The sequence below is a fragment of the Nitrosococcus watsonii C-113 genome, assembly GCF_000143085.1.
Lineage (GTDB): Bacteria > Pseudomonadota > Gammaproteobacteria > Nitrosococcales > Nitrosococcaceae > Nitrosococcus > Nitrosococcus watsonii.
This window is the reverse complement of the sequence record NC_014315.1, coordinates 2,618,819-2,635,701: the sequence shown is the minus strand read 5'-3', so window position 1 is coordinate 2,635,701 and position 16,883 is coordinate 2,618,819. Positions and strand designations below refer to the sequence as shown.

At 50.5% G+C, this 16,883-nt stretch carries 19 protein-coding genes and 1 pseudogene; 6 read left to right on the top strand and 14 right to left on the bottom strand.

Annotated elements, in window-relative coordinates; genetic code table 11:
* Nucleotide 1: 1 nt before the first annotated feature.
* From NWAT_RS11890 to NWAT_RS11835, 12 genes and pseudogenes are all read right to left on the bottom strand, one after another.
* Nucleotides 2-217 carry a hypothetical protein gene (locus NWAT_RS11890; protein ID WP_157679902.1) on the bottom strand — a complete coding sequence of 72 codons (216 nt, stop codon included), beginning with the start codon at nt 215-217 and terminating at the stop codon, nt 2-4.
* A 26-nt stretch (nt 218-243) separates the two neighbouring features.
* Complete coding sequence (locus NWAT_RS11885; protein WP_013221313.1) at nt 244-663, bottom strand: hypothetical protein; 420 nt, start codon at nt 661-663, stop codon at nt 244-246.
* A gap of 7 nt (nt 664-670) precedes the next feature.
* Nucleotides 671-2,833 carry a chromosome segregation protein SMC gene (locus NWAT_RS11880; RefSeq protein WP_157679900.1) on the bottom strand — a complete coding sequence of 721 codons (2,163 nt, stop codon included), beginning with the start codon at nt 2,831-2,833 and terminating at the stop codon, nt 671-673.
* Nucleotides 2,834-3,110: 277 nt separating this feature from the next.
* Nucleotides 3,111-3,350 (bottom strand): hypothetical protein, encoded by a 240-nt coding sequence (locus NWAT_RS11875; protein ID WP_041350714.1) that lies wholly within the window; start codon nt 3,348-3,350, stop codon nt 3,111-3,113.
* A 71-nt stretch (nt 3,351-3,421) separates the two neighbouring features.
* Complete coding sequence (hsdR, locus tag NWAT_RS11870; RefSeq protein ID WP_013221310.1) at nt 3,422-5,752, bottom strand: EcoAI/FtnUII family type I restriction enzme subunit R; 2,331 nt, start codon at nt 5,750-5,752, stop codon at nt 3,422-3,424.
* Nucleotides 5,749-6,930, bottom strand: coding sequence for a restriction endonuclease subunit S (locus tag NWAT_RS16230; protein WP_013221309.1), 1,182 nt, complete (start codon nt 6,928-6,930; stop codon nt 5,749-5,751). Before NWAT_RS16230 ends, hsdR begins: the two co-directional genes overlap by 4 nt.
* Entirely contained in the window at nt 6,927-8,378 is a 1,452-nt protein-coding gene (locus NWAT_RS11860) for a class I SAM-dependent DNA methyltransferase (RefSeq protein WP_013221308.1), read from the bottom strand. Before NWAT_RS11860 ends, NWAT_RS16230 begins: the two co-directional genes overlap by 4 nt.
* On the bottom strand, nt 8,371-8,808 hold the full coding sequence (locus tag NWAT_RS11855; RefSeq protein WP_269724283.1) for a PDDEXK nuclease domain-containing protein: 438 nt from the start codon (nt 8,806-8,808) through the stop codon (nt 8,371-8,373). The genes NWAT_RS11860 and NWAT_RS11855 overlap by 8 nt, the downstream gene beginning before the upstream one ends.
* A gap of 10 nt (nt 8,809-8,818) precedes the next feature.
* Complete coding sequence (locus NWAT_RS11850) at nt 8,819-9,160, bottom strand: helix-turn-helix domain-containing protein (protein ID WP_013221307.1); 342 nt, start codon at nt 9,158-9,160, stop codon at nt 8,819-8,821.
* Nucleotides 9,157-9,504 (bottom strand): type II toxin-antitoxin system RelE/ParE family toxin, encoded by a 348-nt coding sequence (locus NWAT_RS11845; protein ID WP_013221306.1) that lies wholly within the window; start codon nt 9,502-9,504, stop codon nt 9,157-9,159. The genes NWAT_RS11850 and NWAT_RS11845 overlap by 4 nt, the downstream gene beginning before the upstream one ends.
* Nucleotides 9,505-9,684: 180 nt before the next feature.
* A pseudogene (locus NWAT_RS11840) lies at nt 9,685-10,790 on the bottom strand (metal-dependent hydrolase).
* Between the two features lie 61 nt (nt 10,791-10,851).
* Nucleotides 10,852-11,076: a DUF4926 domain-containing protein gene (locus tag NWAT_RS11835; RefSeq protein WP_013221305.1), complete on the bottom strand. Its 225-nt coding sequence runs from the start codon at nt 11,074-11,076 to the stop codon at nt 10,852-10,854.
* 503 nt (nt 11,077-11,579) lie between these two features.
* Between NWAT_RS11835 and NWAT_RS11830 the strand changes: the two genes are divergently transcribed.
* The 6 genes from NWAT_RS11830 (at nt 11,580) to NWAT_RS16730 (ending at nt 16,000) form a co-directional block, all read left to right on the top strand.
* Nucleotides 11,580-13,043, top strand: a complete 1,464-nt coding sequence (locus tag NWAT_RS11830) for a protein adenylyltransferase SelO (RefSeq protein WP_013221304.1) — start codon at nt 11,580-11,582, stop codon at nt 13,041-13,043.
* Nucleotides 13,044-13,628: 585 nt separating this feature from the next.
* Nucleotides 13,629-13,784 (top strand): hypothetical protein, encoded by a 156-nt coding sequence (locus NWAT_RS16740; protein ID WP_013221303.1) that lies wholly within the window; start codon nt 13,629-13,631, stop codon nt 13,782-13,784.
* Complete coding sequence (locus NWAT_RS11825; protein WP_041350709.1) at nt 13,781-14,410, top strand: lipase family protein; 630 nt, start codon at nt 13,781-13,783, stop codon at nt 14,408-14,410. Before NWAT_RS16740 ends, NWAT_RS11825 begins: the two co-directional genes overlap by 4 nt.
* Nucleotides 14,411-15,272: 862 nt before the next feature.
* On the top strand, nt 15,273-15,494 hold the full coding sequence (locus tag NWAT_RS18070) for a DUF4158 domain-containing protein (RefSeq protein WP_157680047.1): 222 nt from the start codon (nt 15,273-15,275) through the stop codon (nt 15,492-15,494).
* A 20-nt stretch (nt 15,495-15,514) separates the two neighbouring features.
* Entirely contained in the window at nt 15,515-15,697 is a 183-nt protein-coding gene (locus NWAT_RS11820; RefSeq protein WP_013221302.1) for a hypothetical protein, read from the top strand.
* 12 nt (nt 15,698-15,709) lie between these two features.
* Nucleotides 15,710-16,000 (top strand): hypothetical protein, encoded by a 291-nt coding sequence (locus NWAT_RS16730; protein WP_157679898.1) that lies wholly within the window; start codon nt 15,710-15,712, stop codon nt 15,998-16,000.
* Nucleotides 16,001-16,110: 110 nt separating this feature from the next.
* On the opposite strand, the gene NWAT_RS11810 is transcribed toward NWAT_RS16730, so the two are convergent.
* Both NWAT_RS11810 and NWAT_RS11805 read right to left on the bottom strand, forming a co-directional pair.
* Nucleotides 16,111-16,407 carry a BrnA antitoxin family protein gene (locus NWAT_RS11810; RefSeq protein WP_013221300.1) on the bottom strand — a complete coding sequence of 99 codons (297 nt, stop codon included), beginning with the start codon at nt 16,405-16,407 and terminating at the stop codon, nt 16,111-16,113.
* A complete protein-coding gene (locus NWAT_RS11805; protein WP_013221299.1) occupies nt 16,400-16,642 on the bottom strand; it encodes a BrnT family toxin in 243 nt (80 codons plus the stop codon). The genes NWAT_RS11810 and NWAT_RS11805 overlap by 8 nt, the downstream gene beginning before the upstream one ends.
* Nucleotides 16,643-16,883: the final 241 nt, after the last annotated feature.

Sequence of the window (16,883 nt, the reverse complement as noted above, 5' to 3'; positions counted from 1 at the left end):
TTTAGTTTGTCTTGAATAGATTGCCCAATTCCTTCTTAAGCTGCCGCTGAATTTCTTCTGATACCTCCTCGACTCCTTTTTCCTTAGCGACCTCAACGACACTGTCGTAATCATTGGACTCACCACATTCGTTACATTCGATCACATCACCGGAGGCATATTCGGCATCTTCCGGGCCTTGAAGTGGGGAATTGCAAAACAAACAGACCAATGTCACTCTTCGTTCAATACCTTCCATATTACCTACCTCAGTAGTCGTATAAGTATCCCTATAAGTCCTATTGCCGCGGCGAATGCAACGAATAGACCTTTGTGATCCTCTATGTAATCAGAGGCTCGCTTAAGAAGAGATCTTTCCGCCAGCTGCTGCTCTTTGCGTTGCCGAGAACGAACTACGCCAAAGCCTGTAGTCGTCAACTCTAGACCCCCATAGTTGCCACCTCCCATCACTTTGGGTTCAAGCCACTCGTTAGCAAGACATCTATCCGCTAGTTCATGAATCGTATCTAACGAAATAGAATCTCCTAATCTTTCTGAAACCCTCTTGGCAAATGTCTCATCAAGATTTAGGCGGACAAGGTTTTTGCTGCGCCCTTGCGCTTCCATTTCATCAACGAAAACTTCTAAAACATGGAACTCAGTTAGTTTCTGCGATTTGGACATTCTCAACCTAAGAAAAATTAAATGGTGTTTGGCAACTTCTACACATGGGTTTCGTAAAACCATGTGGTCTCCTAAAACGGCGCTTACCACAATTCGGACATGTAAACTTATCTCGAAAGAACTTGAATTCCTCCCAGCGTGCCCTTTCATCGCCTATGGATGCAGATTGGCTCGGATTATCGGAGAAGTGGCTATTTAAATTCTCCACGGAACCTCGCTGAAGGCTGAAAAGAAAAGGATTAGAAATGCCGGGAACCTTCGGGGGAGAAATATCAATTCCCTTCAAAAAGCTGGCTAGTGCATCCGCCAGTTCGCTCCGGTCATATTTGTAGGCACGCTCTACAGAGCGAATCACAACCTTTGTACCAAAATCCCGGCATATCCTGAGCAGCCATTCTTCTTCAGCCTGTCGTATCTGGACAGCAGCACTTTCGCCGCTATCCAGCTTTGATTGGATAACCTCGTCCGGAGTTAAATGATCGTGAAAATTAGGACCAAAACCGGGCTCGATTCTAGTGATCCGTCGGAATGCCCACTTGGAGGGAGGGAGGTGATCCTGAAGGAGGCTGAAGAATTGTTCATCGTGGGTAGCGAGAATAATCTGGAAGTCACCAAAGTGCTTCGCCAACATCGCTGCAATATTTTTACGGTGATCCGCATCGTAGGATGTAACTACATCATCAAGAATGATGGTTCGCGCTTGCTTATTGAAGAGGCGAATAGCCGCGAGCCGTAAGCTTAAAGCAAGTGTATGGACTTGTGAGTCACATAGGTACCCACTTGGCACTACACCTTTGCGGTTTTCAGAAAAGTCTATCAGAAGTTGAATGCGCTGTTTATTGGTTTCTTCTTCGCTGGGTAGTTTGAGCCAAATGGGCGGCGCATCTCCATTGCCACCCTGGATATCCTTATAGAGGATATTAACCTCATCCCGTAGCTTACCAATAAGATTCTGGGTATGCTCGACTATTGCCTTGTTAATAGTGAGAGCTTGCTGGTTAAGCTGCTTATGCAGTTTTCCAAGCTCCACCTTGGTGCGCTCAATTCTTTCCAAGTCCGCCTTAATCTGGAGAAGATCGTTTATGGTCTTTAGCGCACTAGCATAAGTAAATTTGCCCTGATGGCCTTCGATACGTTTCTTTTCTGCATTGATAAAGTTATGAAGCGTCTTCAGTTCTAATAATGCATCTGTGCTGTCGGGCACTTGGTCGCCTCTCTTGCAGCCCTCTACAGCTTGCCGATAGGCAATAATCTTTTTTATCTTATCCTCATATCCCGCATCCGTTAGGAGCGAGATTAATGTATCGAGACCATGTTTAAGTACTCGGAGCTTCTCAGGAAGCGCCACCTCAGCTTTTTCCAATTCATTATGAGCATTTCGGTAATCAGCTAGATCGCTGAGTTTCGTTTCAAGGCTAATTCGAACTCCCTCACGTGAACCATGTGGGCCGAATTTTAAGTCCATATCACAGACGGGACATACATCAAGAAGCTCTTCTCCATTCTCAAAGAGAGCCTTAGCCGCGTTCCAAATATTATTAAAAACAGCCCCGCTTGCCTTCGACCGTTCTCCGGCTTCTCGGGCCATAGCCTTTGTATAAACGGCAATAGCGTTTTCAAAGGCTGTAATTTTGCCAGTAGAATTGCTGCCTTCCTCGACGGGTGCTTTGAAGAGGTCTTCAATAAGCATAATAAACCTCTTCAGTATTGGTAGCCCAAACCGTTCATCCTCAACATCTTTGCGCTTACCAAGCTCCTGATAGCCAGCATCCTTATCGGAAAGCGCGGCAAGCGTTAGAGTTTTGTCTAAACAGGCGAGAACATGGGTATTAAACCAAGTACAGATTTTTTCTTCATCCCAAGCAGTTATAGTATTCTTGGTAATACGCAGAAGATCGCGGATGCGCTCATCAGCTTCACTCTTTAACTCTGCCCGCTGCTTCACCTCCAGCCGTAAAGCACGCAAGTTCTTCTGAATTGCAAGAAGAGGATCGAGTGATAGCCATACGGCAATTTCTTTGTACCTCTCTTCTGGCGTATCCTTTTCTACAAAGCCGCGAAGTTCATGCCCACGGATAATGAAAGGTAGTCTAGTACAGGAAAGTACTCGCTCTGCCGCTGCTGGCACTTCCACAGAGTTTAAGAGCCGTGCTTCATCAAATTTACCCACCCCTTCTCGAAACCAAAGATGCACAGAGGGAGTTACGCCATTGGCTTGGGCATCTATATGCTCTATGGCAATACGACCAGCATTCCGCTCGGCAGTGCGCACTCCTAAACGTCCAAGAGTCGCAGATTTAGAAAAATAGAACTCAAAAGCGTCCACAAGGCTTGATTTGCCCTTGGCGTTTGGCGCGAAAACAGCAAGGCTAAGAGGCGTCTTACCTCGGTAGAGATCGAGTGTCTGGGGCTGAAGATATGCCCGAAATCCCTCAACCTTAAGCGCCTCAATTGTGATTGCTGGAACTACCACCCAGAACCTCCGCTCGTTCTTTTGCTAGCACTTCTATGGCTGAAGCAGCACAGTTAACAGCCGTCTCAGATGGCGTCACAGTCAGAATGTGCTCAGAGAGAATATCAAGCAACTCAACGTCCGTTCCTTCCGTCCCTCGCATGTCCTTAAGGAACTCGGTGATGAGTGCTTCCGGTGTTATTGTTTCTTCTTTTGCGTCTATATCTTCCATCATGTGCCTTATTTTTACTTATTTTACAAAAGCATAACGATAAACACTTCTCAAAAAAAGCAGATGAACCGTCTCTACGGCTCATAGAGATAATGCTGAAAACCGACGAAGGCCTCACGGATTTTCGCCACCCCGCCTAACTGGGCCGCCGCATCCCCTACAGAGTGATATTTCAACTCTAACAAGTCAGGCAATTTTTCCTGATCCAGCTCACTCACACCCTGCCTGACGTATTGCACCAGCACAAAATCCAGGAAGGCCTGGAGCTTTTCATCCTCGCTGTAGCGGGACAATATCCGCTCTTTGCGGGCTGAAACCCGCTCAACACGGCTGATGGGGGCCAGGGCAAAGGCGATATAGGCCAGCACATCGTACAGATCGCTGTTAACGGCATCGATCATGCGCCGGATGTCGCCTAGCTGCGCTTCGCCGTAGCCTTTCTCCTGAAGGCGCTCCAAGAGCGCCTTGCGGGTCTCGGGCCGGCTCCAGAGCGCCCGCAGCGCATCTTCGTCCTTGAACAGCTCAGGCAATTCCCCAAAGAGCCGGGTAATGAATGCCGCCGCAGACATGGGCCTGCCTTCGGGACTCCAGAAGGTGGTGGCCGTCATGTGCTGGAGGGTTCGCGCCTTGCCATCGGCCAGTTTGATTTTTATTGTCTGGCGCGGCGGCGGCTCGCTGATGTCTCCTTCCGGGTCTTCTCCATCGCTCTCCGATTCGTCATCATCGCCTGTGCGTTTTTTCTTCGGTCTTGGCGGCACGGGTTCCACCGGCTCCCCGTCCCATTCGGGATCATTGAAGTGCTCGTAAGCCTTCACAAAATCGTAAATCGTGAAGTAGTCCTTGCCGTCAAACAGGCGGGTGCCCCGTCCGATGATCTGCTTGAACTCAATCATTGAATGGATCGGCCGCATCAGGACGATGTGGCGGACATTGCGGGCATCCACGCCGGTAGACAGCTTTTGCGAGGTGGTGAGAATCGTGGGGATCGTCTTTTCATTGTCCTGGAAGGTACGCAGGTGCTGCTCGCCCAGCGCGCCGTCATTGGCCGTCACCCGCACACAATAATTCGGCTCCGGGATTTTTTTCATCTGGTTGATGAGATCACGCACCGCAAGGGCGTGCTCCTGGGTCGCGCAGAACACCAGGGTTTTTTGGCGCGGATCGATGATATCCATGAACAGCTTGACGCGGTATTGCTCCCGCGCCTTGATCTCGATCACACGGTTAAAATCGTCTTCCGTGTAGCGCCTGCCTTCCTCGATCTCTCCCTCGATCACCTGGTCGTCCGAGGTGTAGACATAATCATCCAGCGTGGTGGCGATCTGCTTCACCTTAAAGGGCGTGAGAAAGCCGTCATTGATCCCCTCTTTCAGGGAGTAGACATAAACCGGCTCGCCAAAATAGGCGTAGGTGTCCCCATTACTCTGGCGCTTGGGCGTGGCGGTCAGGCCCAGCTGCACCGCCGGGGAGAAATACTCCAGAATACCCCGCCAGTTGCTTTCATCATTGGCCCCGCCCCGGTGACACTCGTCAATGACGATGAAATCAAAGAAATCCGGGGGGTATTCACCAAAGCTCGGTGCGGGATTGCCTGCGGCGTCGCGGCCGGTCATGAAAGTCTGGAAGATGGTGAAAAAGAGACTGCCATTTTTCGGCACACGGCCCTTTTTGCGGATCGTGGCCGGGTCAATCCGCACCAGGGCATCCTCGGGGAAAGCCGAAAAGGCATTGTAGGCCTGATCGGCGAGTATATTGCGGTCGGCCAGAAACAGGATGCGCGGGCGACGGTTTGGCTCGCGGCTTAAATTCCAGCGGCTGTGGAATAATTTCCAGGCCAGCTGGAAAGCAATAAAGGTTTTACCGGTGCCGGTGGCCAGGGTCAGGAGAATACGCGCACGCCCGACGGCCATGGCCTCCAGGGTCTTATTGATGGCAATCTCCTGATAGTACCGCGCCTGCCAGGCTCCGCCCTTATCCTCGAAGGGTACTTCGGCAAAACGGTTCCGCCAGGCGTTTTCCTCAGCAAAGGTGAGGTTCCAGAGTGCTTCCGGGGTGGGATAATGACCGATAGGCCCTTCCTCACCGCTTTCCATGTCGATCTGGTAAATCCCCTCGCCATTGGTGGCATAGGCATAGCGGAGTTGGAGCTTTTCGGCGTAGTGCTTGGCCTGACCGACCCCTTCCGTGACCGGCAGGCTGCGCTTTTTGGCCTCGATGACGCCCAGCTTCTGGCCCCGGTAGATCAAGACATAGTCGGCAATGTCCTGTCTGGCTCGCTGCCCCGCGCCCTGCAACCGGCCCAGCGTGATGACCTCGCGCCGTACCCGGCTGCCCTCCACCACGCCCCAGCCTGCGGCTCTTAGGGCAGGATCGATGAGTTCGGCACGGGTTTCGGCTTCATTCATGCCACCGCCTCGTGCTTGAGGACGGTGTCAGGCTTGGCGGTTAGCTCTCCAGTGAAGGCCTTGTGCAGAAGGGATTGTTTCAGTTCAGCGAGGGCGGTAAGTTTTTGTTGGTAGATGGCTTCGAAGCGGTGGGTTTCAGCTGAAAGTTTGTCTAGCTGTGTGACTATTTTGCGCTGCTCATCTGCTGGCGGAAGAGAAACCGGTATTGAATTAAGCGCCTTCTGGTTGAGTTTAGGTTGAGCCATTCCGCTCACATACGGGACTAGAGAAATCGAGTTTAAATAGTATTCAATAAACCTTTGCGAGCTGATTTCATCGAACCGTAAAACATGCGCATGGTTGTTAACCCATGTCTTGCCGCTGATCGAGAAAGCAATTGGATAGGTTCGCGCTAATAAATTTGCACCATCTTCAGAGACAAGGAGCAAATCTTCATCAAAGATAAAGTCCGCAACATAATCAACGATACCGGATGCGCCATAATACGGAATATTGCCGCTTTTTCTTTTCGATTTAGTAATAGGAATGCGTTTGCTATCGAGATTCTTGCATACATCACCAAGCTTCCTCTCAACCCACCCCTCGCCCTTCTGGGTGAAGACTGAATTCAAATAGCTCTCAAACAGCTCACAGGCATTGGCAAGGTTCTTTTCGGCATTAGCAACGGCCCGCCCAATCCCTTCAAAGGCTTCATCGAGAATGGCAACAATGCGTTTTTGTTCGGGGATAGAGGGAAGGGGAATCTCAATACCTTGTATGTCACTTACTTTTAGAGATGGATACTTGTGATCTTGGATCAAGTCCTGCGCCTTCACTGTTGTGAGATAGTGAAGAAGATATCTATCCAATGCAGATTGGGTTTTCGCTTTAATTGCTGCTAAGTGACTTGAAACATATGCATTACAAGTGAGAATTACTCTATGATTCAAAAATGTTGATGCGCCGCTCTTGGGAAATAGTATGGTCCCTGAGGGAAATAGCTTTAACTTCTTTATCCCCTTTTCATTGAGTTTGTCAGCTGAATTATTAATTAAACCAACCCGAATTTTGCCAACATCAGATGTACGAACGAATAGATGCGTACCACCTTCAAAGAGTTCCTTGTTCTGAGGCGCAGAACTTCCCGCACTAACCGTCGCAATTTCTCCCAAAGAGATTATCTTCCAGCCCTCCCTCATAACATCCCCCGGATGTCTTCCAGGATTTTGGCGCTCTCCGCATCCAAGGCCGCCATTTCGGCAATGATCGCTTCCGACTCCCGCAGGGGCGTTTCCTCGGGCTTGTTGGGATTCTTCACCGACAGGTCAACGGTATCGGGATTAATGTCCTTCACCTCGACCGACCAGGATTTTGCTGAATCTGCAAAGCTCGGTTGCAGGGCGAGAAACTCCTTAAAGTCCTCATCATTAAGGGGATTGGTTTTGCCCAGGCTTCGGCCCGGATCGAGCTGGTAATACCAAACACGCCGGGTGGGTGCCCCCTTCTCGAAGAACAGCACCACGGTTTTCACTCCAGCTCCCAGGAAGGTGCCACCGGGACAGTCCAACACGGTATGCAGATTGCAGCTCTCCAAAAGCTCTTTACGCAATGCCCGTGAGGCATTATCGGAATTGGATAGGAACGTATTTTTGATGACGACCGCCGCCCGGCCCCCGGCTTTCAGGGTCTTGATGAAATGCTGCAAGAACAGAAAGGCCGTCTCGCCGGTCTTAATGGGAAAGTTCTGCTGAACTTCCTTGCGCTCCTTGCCGCCAAAGGGGGGATTGGCCAGGATCACCTCGAAGCGATCTTTTTCCTGCCAATCGCGGATATTCTCGGCCAGGGTGTTGGTGTGAAGAATATTAGGGGCCTCGATGCCGTGGAGGATCATGTTCATGATGCCAATGACGTAGGCCAGGCTCTTTTTCTCCTTGCCGTAAAACGTCCGGCTCTGGAGGGTTTGCAACTGGCTGACGCTGTCTGCCTGGGGACGTAAGTGTTCATAGGCTTCGCACAGGAACCCGGCAGAGCCCACCGCCCCGTCATAGATGCGCTCGCCAATTTTGGGCTGTATCACCTGGATTAGGGCGCGAATCAACGGCCGCGGGGTGTAATACTCCCCGCCATTGCGCCCAGCATTGCCCATGTTTTTGATCTTGGTTTCATAGAGGTGGGACAGCTCATGCTTTTCCTTCTGGGAGCGGAAGTGAAGCTGATCCACCAGCTCCAGCACATCCCGCAGGCTGTAGCCGCTCTGGAACTTACTTTTGATCTCGCCGAAAATTTCCCCGATCTTGTATTCGATGGTATCGGGTGCGGTGGCCCGCTGCTTGAACCCCTGCAAATAGGGAAACAGCTCTTGGTTCACATAGTCGATGAGATCATCGCCGGTCAAGGCCTGGTCATGATCGAAGGCGCCATCGGCCTGCTTCGGCGCCGCCCAGCGGGACCACCGGTGCGCCTCGTCAATGATAAAGGTATAGGGCTGGCCTTTAAGTTCGGCCTCCATGGCCCGTTCCTGCTCCAAATCATCCAGGTATTTGAGGAACAGTATCCACGAGGTCTGCTCAGTGTAATCCAGCTCCGAATTGCACCCCGCTTCCTTCCGGAGCACGTCATCGATATTTTTAAAGGTCTGCTCAAACATCTTCTGCGTTCGTGTTGTTGTAGTTATCGGCACCTTGGCGGCCAAACTTCGCCTCCACCTCCTCCACCGTCGGCAGATTGGCTTTCAACTCTTTGGGCAATGTCCCGGCCAGCTCATAGCGGGAAATCCCAAGGGGCTTGCCCGCCTCCCCCGGGGAATACTCGGCTACCCCATTGTTCCTGTCCTTGCGGAGAATCAGTCCAATGGAAGGATGATCCTCGACCAAGGCGATCAGATAAAAATTCGGCTTTCCTGTGTATTCGGGTCGAAAGGGGCCATTCTTGAGCTCAATCGCCACATCACAGGGCAATTCGATGTGGAAATCATCTCTGTCCACTTCCAGGTGATATTGCTTGCCCACAAAGGCCAACCCCTTGCCCAACTCCAGCATAAACCGGGTGAGGTGATCCTCAGCACAAGGAGAGAAAATTTTCCTTGGGCTATCTCTTGCTCACGTATTCCCGACCCAGGAAAGCGCCTTCTTTCTCCTGCGCGGGGTGTACGGTCACTTCCAATTCAACCCGCTGATGAAGGCGGTTCAGAAGGGTGATGAGCCGATCGATAGTAAAGCGGTCTAGCTTCACGCGGCGGATGCGTACAAATTCACTGTGATTAACCCCCGTAACCGCTTCGGCCTGCCGGGTCGAGAGCCCAGAGTCCTCCAGTACCCCGATGATCTTGGCGGCTAGAATAGCCTTGGCTTGCTCCACATCGGCGTTGGGATGCCCAAAGTCGCGGAACACATGGCCACTACCGCGCACAATTTCGATGTCCTTGCTCATTTCACCATCTCCTTGAGTCGTATGATACGCTCCCGGATGAGCATGATGTCCTGTTGGGGAGTCTTGATGCCGGTCCGGGATTTTTTCTGAAAAGCATGAATGACCCAAACTTCTTCACCGAGCTTGACGGTATAGACGGTTCGGTAGGCATCGGTACGAAACCGCAAGGCGATCTCGTAAACCCCAGCGCCCAATCCCTTCATAGGCTTGGCGATATCGGCCTTGCGGCCTTCGGCAGCCACGGTCAACGCCCGCTGGATTTCAAGCTGGGCTTCTGAGGGGAACCGCTCAAACACTTTTCGAGCCGCCTTGATCCAAGCAATGGGTCGGGTATTCCGGGTCACCCCAATAAGGTGACAAATATGTCACCTATTGTCAAGCAAAAAAATTATATAAGCTATTGTTTTACTTATATTCCCTAATGACTTGATGCCCGTCCCATCAGGCCATGGACAAGGCGGTTAATGGCCTATTTGCGCCTCTTACACCGACTCGCCGCCTATGAGGCAGCAATGACTCCAGCCTCACAAGTATCCTTTCAACACCTCCGGTATGACCTCTGCCGGCTTATCATCAGCTATCCTTAACGCCACCGGTGGATCGCCGGGCCTGAGCCAAAACTGCACATACACCTCGCCCTGGATGGCCACCCTATTCAGATAAGGCGCCAGCTCTTGCCCTCGGGCATAGTGCAGCCGCAATACTTTCCCATTGAAAGCCACCGGATGGTACAAATCAATATCCGCCACCGGCGCCAGTCGGCTCCCCACCTGCATTTCCCCGGATAAATAATACGTGTGTTTCGGGTCCAAGCGTTTCAAAAGCCAATCCAAAGACCGGCCCTGCATCTCCACCTTATGGGACACCACCCGCAAGGCTTCCCCCGCCAGGAGCTTGGCCCTCGTGGGATAGAGATTGTGATGCACTTGGGACTTGCCCACGGCTCTCGGCTGGCCCTGATGGAGCACAATCAGTCCCTGCTGCCACACCCCGAGCACGGGGCATCGGCAGGCAATATGTTCCAAGGTCAGATTATCAATGGCCTCCAGCTCCAGGGTAAACCAATGGGTGCCCGCCTCCTTGATAAAAGCCTCCCGGGCCAGATCAAAATTGCCCAGTAAATGCTGCAAGCCGGTGCGAAAGCCCAGGCCGCTCACGGGATACAGCGCCAAACAGGCGGCCAGCAAGACAGTCATGAGTACCCTCTCCGCCTTGCTGCCCACCGCCATCCGGTAGTCTCGATTCCCCGGCATCACCACCCGCACCGGGGAAGGCCAGAGCAAATCGGCGCCCCGAAGGTTGAGCATGTCGATCCACAGGTGGGACCAGTAACCGCCCAGAAACAGCCAAAATAGACCGGCTTGAGCCACAGGAGGGGGGAAATGAGCACCGCCAGGACCATCAGGGCAAGGAAGGAATGGGTGATCGTGCGGTGGCCAAAATGCTTCTCCAGGCGAGTGGAGAGCCAAAACAGCACCCGCCCCAGCTTGGAAGTGGGCAAATCCACATCCGGCAGCAGAGAAGCCCCCGCCGCCAGCGCCCAGCCAAGGAGATCCGTGTCGTATTCAAATAAAGCCGCGCCACCCAGGTAGAGGGCGGAAGCAAAGGCGATATGGGTACCGGCAATCATGGACTTGTTGGAAAGGGCGTAGGACTTGGAGCAAAGACCGTACCGTCATTTCTTCCGGCAATTAGGCCACTTCCCGCACGTGGGCAATCTCCCTGGTTGCCGCAGGCCGAAGAGAGTCGGCGGGTAAGGTCAGTACGGCCAGGGTCTCTCCCGAGAGGGTGGCAAACTCGACCTCATAGCCGGTGCCGGCTTCGTGGATGAGCACCACTGTTCCCAGATCGCCCGCTTTAAGTCCATGCTCGGGCACGTCCTGAGTGAGTACAACGAGTTCAAGCTCACGAATCATTCTCTTTCCTTTATAGGATAGGCAGTGACAAAATGGGGCTTTTTGCAGATCCCCTCGAAAAGGTATATTCCAAAAATTATTCGGCTAAGTTCTATTGAAGCGCGACCTGCGCTATTTCTGAATGATGGCTGAGGTATCCTGAAAAAAAGGGACGCCCCTGATAGGTTAAAATAACTGATTGAGGAGGCAGAGAATGGAACTTAAACAAAACGATACGCCGGAGTTTTGGGCAGAGGCAATGAAGCGAGTATTAGAGTATTAAGCAAGGGTTATCGTTGGCGGAGGCTGCCGAGCGGTTATCGATTCCGAAAGTGACCTTAACGACATGGGGTCAGCAAAGCCAGAGGGGGAAAGCGCCAACGCTGCCACTCGTGCCTTGGCTATCTGGCCCCGGCTGTATTTGCTCAAAACTTCCGCAAACCACAGGGGGTTACTGAAACAGGAGCATCCACGATGACCAGGACACCTCAGTCACGATTGAAGATTTGGAGACCCATATAGCTATGAAACATCAGGATATCGGTTGGCATTTTGATAATACCTATGCGCAGCTGCCCGACCACTTTTACACGAAGCTGCATCCGGTTCCTGTGCATGAACCACGCCTTGTCATTGTCAATAATGTCCTGGCAGAAGAACTAGGATTAAATTTCAAAGCCTCCTCTGAGGATGAATTAGCACAGCTTTTTTCAGGCAATCAGCTTCCAGAAGGTGCAGAGCCTCTGGCGCAGGTCTACGCCGGGCATCAGTTTGGCCATTTTACCTATTTGGGTGATGGGCGGGCCCATTTAATCGGCGAGCATCTCACCCCAGACGGCAAACGGGTGGATATTCAGTTCAAAGGCTCGGGCCAAACACCCTATGCCCGGCGCGGTGATGGGCGTGCAGCATTAGGTCCGATGCTGCGAGAGTATATCATCAGCGAAGCCATGCATGCGCTGGGCATCCCTACCACCCGTAGTCTTGCGATAGCCACCACCGGCGAATCTGTTTACCGGGAAACGGTACTGCAAGGAGCGATTCTGACCCGCGTCGCATCCAGTCACCTGCGTGTGGGCACATTTGAATATCTGGCCGCACAAGAAGATAAAGCAGGCCTGAAGCAACTTACTGATTATACTATACAGCGCCATTATCCAGAAATAATAGACTCTGATACCCCCTATCTTGAGCTGCTCAAGGCCGTCATGGCTTGCCAGATAAAACTTATCACCGAATGGCTGCGAGTAGGGTTTATTCACGGTGTGATGAACACGGACAATATGGCCGTTTCCTGTCAGACCATTGATTATGGTCCCTGTGCATTCATGGATAGCTATGATCCCAACACCGTGTTCAGCTCCATCGACCACATGGGGCGTTATGCCTATGCCAATCAGCCCCGTATCGCGCAGTGGAACTTAGCACGGTTTGCTGAAGCTATCCTTCCGCTACTGCATGAAAATATTGAGAAGGCTACCGCAATGGCAGAGGAAGCCATCCAGTCATTCAAGGCATTATTTCAGCAGGAATGGCTGGCAATGATGCGTCGCAAGCTGGGGCTGTTCGGTGAAGAAAAAGAAGATATGGAATTCATCAACGGGCTTCTGCAATGGATGCAGCGCAGTCATGCGGATTATACTAATACATTCCGTGATTTGATGGATGAGCATTTTCCCGAAGAGCCACACTATCAGGATCAAGAATTCAAACATTGGTACGATAGATGGCAACAGCGGCTGGAACGTAACACCAAACCGTTCCCATCTTCCCTGTGCCTCATGGGTGCGACTAACCCGGTGGTAATACCCCGTAATCATCGTGTAGAAGCAGCGCTTAACGCTGTAGAACAGAACGCTGACTTCTCAAAGCTACATGAACTGCTGGATGTGCTGTCTGAGCCCTATAAAGATAAAGAGAAATACACTGAATTCAAAAACCCTCCTGCGCCGAAAGAACGTGTGTCCCAAACCTTTTGTGGCACTTGATAAGTCTCTGTTGCAAAAACTCTGTCATCGGGCGAGGATAGGGAGCATCAATAACTGCGGGGTAATCATGCTGCCTGCTTGAGTTCATCGGTCTCATCATGACAGTCAAAGCCCAGGATACCATTCGGCAAATCTTGTCTTCAGCTCGCCGTTTTAAAATTCGGGCGCGCATTCGCAGCAATAGATGCGCACCTTTGTGCAACCATTTTAGCTAGCTTACCCAAGTGTTCGTATCGAGTTCGAGCGCTTCGGCTTGCCAGTCCAGATCTTCAATTTCTTCCCGGGCCTCGTAGACATTACCGTGCCAGAGGTATCATAGGAGTAGTAAAGTTACTGAAAATCTATTTTTATCATAAGCTTATCAAAGATCGTGTGTCGTATTTCATGCCTTTGTGGGAATAAAACCAGGATACTGAAAATTATCCGTTTATTTCGGATATTATCAAAACACTCAGTATCGGAAGAACAACCTTTTACCGCCACTTTCCACAGGAATGATAACCCTATGTCGCGTTTCGTACCTTTGTAGGATTAGACCCATGTATCAAAAAAACAACCCCGAGTTCAAAAGGAAAATAAAATACAATGACAAACTACACCCCTATGCAAGTGATGTTTGCACTCGCTTTCATTGCCGATACCGGCGCGTCCATTGAAGAGAGTGACTGCAATGCAGAAAATGAAGTATGCAACCAAATCAAATACTACTTGGAATCTTATGAGCCTGTAAAAGGTAAATGAAAATTAGTATGGGGCCTTCTGTTTTTAAGTTCCCACTGCTCGCAAAGTATAGGGATAATACTGTCTATGTTGTTCAGAGCGTAAATGATGAATCTCAGTATGCTATCGCTATCAGCGGCACAAACCCGTATGAGATTACAGATTGGATATTTGAAGATTTCCTCGTCGCTCATACACATCCATGGAAATACGGGAGCTGCCCTGCGGGTGCAAGAATTTCTTCCTCTGCCGCTCTCAGCTTGGCCATATTTCAGAACCTCAAGCCCTGCCAAGGTATTCCGGGTGCGAATCTACGCTTAATCGATTTTATAAACAGCGCCAGCGTTTCAAACCTTACTGTCACCGGCCATAGCCTCGGTGGTGAAATGGCTTCCACTGTCGCGTTATGGTTGGCTGACATTCAAGGAGAGCAATGGGATAGGCAAAAAAATGCCAAGCTATACGCTTACTGCTACGCAGGGCCGACAGCGGGAAATAACAGTTGGGCTAACTACTTCCACGAACGGCTCGGCAGCCATGCTCACAGGATTTGGAACTCTTTGGACGTGGTGCCGTATGCCTGGGAAGTTAGCGGTCTAAAGCAGATACCCAATTTGTACAAGCCGTCGATTGAGTCACCTTTTTGAGTCAAGCCGCTTATCGATATAGCAATCGATTTAGTAGCGACCAAAGACTATGCGCAGATAGCTGCCATAGAGACAGACCATCAGCCCTTGGATGGTAAAGTAAACACCAAGCCAAAACGGGCGACCTTCATCGAGCAGATGACATATCAACACGTGGATGCCTATTATGAATTGCTCAATGTGCCTCTACTTAAAGCATTGGCAGAATCCTTGCGCGCCAAGGCCAAGCCAGCGAAATTATTGTAATGGCACGATAAGACGTCTTTTTATTGTGGCACTGTTGCAAAAAAACATTGCAATCATAGTAGAACGTAATTTGGCTTAGCTGTCACCACCTGGATCAGGTATAGATAGCCATTTCCTTATTGAGTAATGGATGCATTTCGGCGATGGGATTACCGCCGAGATCAAAGGCTCTTTCGATCAGACACACTTCCCCGGTAACCCCATCTTGGAGATGCCGTATTTACAGTGCCATCGCACTGCCCACAGGATGATTTTTTCCTGGAAAGGTGTGGAATTGAGGTAGAGACTAATCTGATGTTAGGGAGGGAGCTGAAAGCACGTCAGAATAGGGCTCAACAGGTACGTAGAAGACACTATGGTATATAGTACGGTTTGTTAAAAAATGTGCTATTTCTTTCTTTTTCTTTTAAAAATGGGAAGGAAAGCGCACCATGAAACGGCATTGGTTGGCAGATGAACCGTCGTAATTCTGGGGTTTGAGCCCTGATGAAACTGCCTTTCTTAAAGGCCGCACAGACGCGCACCGGTTAGGTTTTGCTCTGTTATTGAAGTTTTTTTAGATTGAAGGCTATTTTCCACGGTCGCACGGGGAGATTCCGCATGATGCGCGGAATATATTGCAAAATCTTTATGCATTCCATCTCCGGTTTTTAAAGTTTACAGCTTTTCCGATCGGTTGTTGAAATCTCAACGTGCAGAAATTCGTTCGTTTCTGGGAGTTCGCCTGCTGACCAATCAGGACGCAAAAAAAGCGCAAGGCTGGCTTTCACAGCAAGCTTTATCGGATCAAAGCGAAACGTATCTAAACTTAGCTGGAAAAGCTAATAAAATATTTTAATAAATTTATTATCAGAAATCGTGGAGGATGATCGTATCGAGTGGAAGGATAGGAAGCGGAGCGAGGAGCGCCGGAAAGTCTTAGCAGCGAAGGCGAAGAACGACTTGATCGAGGTCTGGACGTATGTTGCACAGGAGAATGTGATGATCGCCGACCAGTTGCTCAATGAGATTGATATCAAGTTTCCTAAGGCATTGAAATAATGTGCCTCGTTCATGAGGCACGATAGCTGGATCGACTTTTGCCGTAGACATTTCTTCCGGGCGGCGGTGCTCTGTTTGCGTTTATTGCGGGCCGCTACTGCTGTCCTTAGTAATCGGTCGGGGGGCCGTAATTGGCGCGGTATTCCCGGTGCTCTGGACATTCGGCCACCAGCCCCATGGATTCGAGTATGCTGCGTTCCCAGGCACCGGACGCCGACTGCCGTCGGCGACACTGGTAAGAATGTAGGCGTTCAGGTCGGGCACGTTGTCGAACGGATTCGGCGCACCGGCTTTCTTGTGTAAGATGATCATGTACTCAAGCTCTTTGAGTACGCCAGGGGAAATTTCAATCTGCATAAACAGAACCTCTAGGCACAATCATAAAAAACCCAGCCAGCTCGACCTGGCGCAGGCTACCGTCCCTCATCCCGGTGGGCTTCATAGTAAGCCCGCAAAACCGCATTAATCCGGCTTTGGTAACCTTTGCCCTGTGCCTTCATCCAGTCCAATACGTCTGCGTCTATCCGCAAGGTCAGTTGCTTTTTTCCGGGGGGCATCACCACCTTGGCATTTTCAAAAAAACGCGCGTCCAGCTCTGGAATATCGCTGCAATCAATCTCCTCGTCCTTCATGGCATCCAGCCGCTTCCAGTCAGTTTGACTTTGTTCCAGCCCTTCGCCTAATTTCATTCTCGTAATATGCTTACTCATTTTTTCTCGCCTTTCTGGCGCTAATCAAGCGCCGCTTTTCCTCTCGCCATGTATAAATCACGGTGATGCAACGATCATCCAGCATCCCAATAGCAATGATCCGGGCTTCACTATGCCCGGCTTGCGAAGAAAATATTTCCACAACCGGTCCTTGCCAAATCTCCTTGAAATCCAGGAAATCGAGACCATGTTTATCGAGGTTACGTTGTCGTTTTTCTTCATGCCATTCAAACACGGCCTATCCTTTCAATGTAACTACAAATGTAGTTTTTATAGCTGCCTTTGTCAAGCAAAAAAGTAGCATCTGCTCACGCAGACACCTCAGATTTGAGCGACATATCGTAGCTGAACGTCTAGAACGGGGTTTCTGGGATAAAGGGTTCTATTCCAACATAAGTACAAAACGCGACATAAGGGCAGCACCCAGATTACTGTAAAAATACACGCTAAGGATTTTGGGTAGCACGGCTCATACT